This is a genomic window from Bacillus sp. JJ1127, from assembly GCF_036965845.1.
GTDB lineage: Bacteria > Bacillota > Bacilli > Bacillales > Bacillaceae_G > Bacillus_A.
Genome location: NZ_JBALQK010000395.1, coordinates 1,528 through 4,651 on the forward strand (window position 1 = coordinate 1,528; position 3,124 = coordinate 4,651).

At 33.9% G+C, this 3,124-nt stretch carries 5 protein-coding genes; all 5 read right to left on the bottom strand.

Translation table 11 applies throughout. The features are described 5' to 3' along the window. Nucleotides 1-316: ABC transporter permease (locus V7183_RS24990; protein ID WP_335361216.1), on the bottom strand; the 316-nt coding region annotated here is incomplete at its 3' end. Further along, the gene (locus V7183_RS24995) at nucleotides 316-1,218 is read right to left on the bottom strand and encodes an ABC transporter ATP-binding protein (protein WP_335361217.1); all 903 of its coding nucleotides are present in this window, start codon (nucleotides 1,216-1,218) and stop codon (nucleotides 316-318) included. The genes V7183_RS24995 and V7183_RS24990, both read right to left, overlap by 1 nt. A 14-nt stretch (nucleotides 1,219-1,232) precedes the next feature. Then, entirely contained in the window at nucleotides 1,233-2,024 is a 792-nt protein-coding gene (locus V7183_RS25000) for an ABC transporter permease (protein WP_335361218.1), read from the bottom strand. Further along, on the bottom strand, nucleotides 2,021-2,719 hold the full coding sequence (locus tag V7183_RS25005; protein WP_335361219.1) for an ABC transporter ATP-binding protein: 699 nt from the start codon (nucleotides 2,717-2,719) through the stop codon (nucleotides 2,021-2,023). Before V7183_RS25005 ends, V7183_RS25000 begins: the two co-directional genes overlap by 4 nt. Continuing rightward, nucleotides 2,719-3,096, bottom strand: a complete 378-nt coding sequence (locus V7183_RS25010; protein ID WP_097895381.1) for a GntR family transcriptional regulator — start codon at nucleotides 3,094-3,096, stop codon at nucleotides 2,719-2,721. Before V7183_RS25010 ends, V7183_RS25005 begins: the two co-directional genes overlap by 1 nt. Between the last annotated feature and the right edge of the window lie 28 nt (nucleotides 3,097-3,124).

Here is a 3,124-nt window from a genome sequence, read left to right on the forward strand (position 1 = left end):
CTGTTACATATTTTGAAAATAAGACCGCAACTCGTTTTCTAGGGCGAATCAGTAATTGTTTAATTGTTCCCTTTTGAAATTCTTCAGTAATTGTACGAGCTGCAAGAGTAATCCCAAAAATTGTAGTAAATACTATAATCAAATCAAGCATTGTACTTGAAAATGATACAAATCCTGAAAATTGCACCTCAGCTGGTGCCCATTTTTTAATAATGATTGCCATTGCAATTTCTAATACAACTAATATTCCCATTAAAATATACATACCTTTTTTCGCATGTAACTTTAAAAACTCATTTTGTATTAATTTTAACATTATGCTTTCACTCCCCCAGTAATCGCTAAGAACTCATCTTCAAGCGTCCTATTTTGCACTGTAACGCCATATACGAGAATATCCATATGCACAAGTTGTTTTACAATCTGCGGAATTTTTTCTTTCGTTACGGAGACCACAATAACATTTTCTTGCACTTTACCTTTAATCACTTCATTTGCACGCTGAATCTGATCTACCTCAAAAGTTACGACAACCGTTTCATCATTCTTCGCTTGTTCATGCAAGTTATATGCTTGTACAAATTGACCATTCTTAATGATAACAACACGGTCACACATCAGTTCAATCTCACTTAATAAATGACTCGATACGATTACTGCAATGTTTTCTTCTCTTGCTAAACGTTGTAAATAATCACGAATTTGACGAATACCAGCTGGATCTAATCCGTTAGTCGGCTCATCTAAAATAAGAATTTTCGGGTTGTGAAGAAGCGCTTGCGCAATCCCAAGACGTTGCTTCATTCCAAGTGAATATGTCTTCACCTTTTTGTGAATGGCATGCTCTAACTCCACCAGTTTTACAATTTCAGCAATACGTTCTTTGCCAATAGGTGTAACTGCCATATTTGCAAAATGCTTTAAATTTTGCATCCCTGTCATATAATCATATAATTCCGGATTTTCGACAATAGCCCCAATTTGTTCTAACGCCTTTTCACGTTCTGTACGAATACTATGACCACAAATCGTAATATCCCCTTCTGTTAGGGAAATAAGACCTGTCATCATTCGAATTGTCGTCGTTTTACCGCTACCATTTGGTCCAAGAAACCCATATACCTCTCCTTCTTCAACTTCAAATGAAAGATCGCGGATAATTTCAGTGCTGCCAATCTTTTTATGGACGTTTTCTAATTTTACTACTACGTTTCCCAATGATTGTTCCTCCTTTAGACTTCTAGTTTTTTATCGATAATATAGGATGTTATGGATACTAATACAAAAGTTAACAAACATTCATAACATAAACTAAACACATTCAGTCCGTCATACGGATAAAAAGATGTATCAAAATAGCCTCGCTCATTTGTTACCCCTGCATATTTAATAAAAATGATAGAATTCCCCATTTTTTCTACAATGTCTAGTGAAAATCCATATATTCCAGCGGAAACAAGGAAAGCGAATACAAATAATATTTTTCCTATCCCAGGTTTTACACGAAATGCTTTAATAATTACGCTTATAAAAATTAACATAACCAACAGATTAACTAAATCTACAAGCCATAGAAACATAGAAAAGAAATGATGTATCATTCCGTAACTATACAAATTTTTAATAAGTTGCTGAATAAGACCAACTTTTTGAACCTCACTAATGTAAAAAGAAAAAAAGTATAGAAATATAATACTTGTTACAAATATCAAGCTAAACATGAGTATAAAAAAGATTACATTTGCATATAAATACCTTTTAGCTGAAATAGCTGTATACCGAATCATAGAATTTCCTGTCATTTTTCGAAAAGAAGACATAGTTAACAGGAATAAAGAAAACGTAGTTATCGCAATTAATAATGTGAATAAAATGAGTGTCGTTTCCTGTTTATCCAAAAGTGTCCTCTTAGAAGAGCCAGTCATGTAAAAAAAGAGAATAAGCGAAACTGTAATAAATCCTGTATAGAGTACCCATATTTTCTTTTTATTACAATTATATAAGTAATGAAGGAGTTGTCTCATTGTCCAAAAACCTCCTTGAACAGCTCATGTATTGCTTTCCCTCTTTGAAAACGAATGTCTTCTACATTTTCATGTAGAACCATTTCTCCATCCTTTAAAAAGATCACTTCATCAAACAAGTTTTCAATCTCACCAATTAAATGAGTCGAAATTAAAATCGTACAATCTTCACGATAAAATTGTAAAATGAGTTCTAGTACATGTTCTCGTGAAACGGGATCAATTCCGCCAAGCGGTTCATCTAATATGTAGAGTTTTGCTTTTCTTGAAAATGTTAAAATCAGCTGTAGTTTTTCTACCATTCCCTTTGATAAAGAATCAATTTTTTCTTCTAACGGAATTTTAAACTTTGTTAGGGTATCAACCGCTTTTTGTATATCAAAATCTTGATAAAAATCACGATAGAAAAACAACGCATCTTTTACAGTCATCCATTCGTCAAACATAGGGCGGTCAGACATAAACGAAACAATTTTTCTCGTTTCTAACCCCGTCTTCTTACCCGCAATAAAAATCTCTCCTTCCGAAGGGTGCTGCAACCCTGCAATCATTTTTAATAATGTCGTTTTCCCACTACCGTTATCTCCGACAAGACCAATAATCTTTCCTTCTGTAATCTCTAAGTTTAGCTCACGAATCACTGCCCTTAAGCCATATCTCTTCCACAAGTTCTCTATTTTCAATAACTCTTTCATCAATTCTCCTCCCTTTTCTCTTCTAATGAAGAACGAAGAATTAAGAGAATTTCCTCTTCTGAAAACCCTAAATTGTCCATTCCATTTATAAAAGAATGAAGCAACTCTTTTGCCATATCTTTGCGCAGCTCCATAATTTTCTCTCCTTCGCTCGTTACATATCTTCCCATTCCTCTACGTGTTACAACGATTCCATCTCGCTCTAACTCTTGAAATGTACGCTGAATCGTATTTGGATTTACTTGTAACTCACTTGCTAATTCACGTACAGAGGGAATTTTGTCACCAGGTGATAAATGACCTGTTACAATTTCTTTTTTTATGTATTCCATCACCTGAATATAGATCGGTGTGTTAGGAGAAAACTCAATCTTCATTTCTTCCCTCCTTTTTGTCTTAGTGTAC

Excerpts from the sequence above, each read along its gene's own strand:
- V7183_RS25000 (WP_335361218.1), bottom strand. The coding sequence starts at position 2,024 with ATGAGACAACTCCTTCATTACTTATATAATTGTAATAAAAAGAAAATA.
- V7183_RS25005 (WP_335361219.1), bottom strand. The coding sequence starts at position 2,719 with ATGAAAGAGTTATTGAAAATAGAGAACTTGTGGAAGAGATATGGCTTA.
- V7183_RS25010 (WP_097895381.1), bottom strand. The coding sequence starts at position 3,096 with ATGAAGATTGAGTTTTCTCCTAACACACCGATCTATATTCAGGTGATG.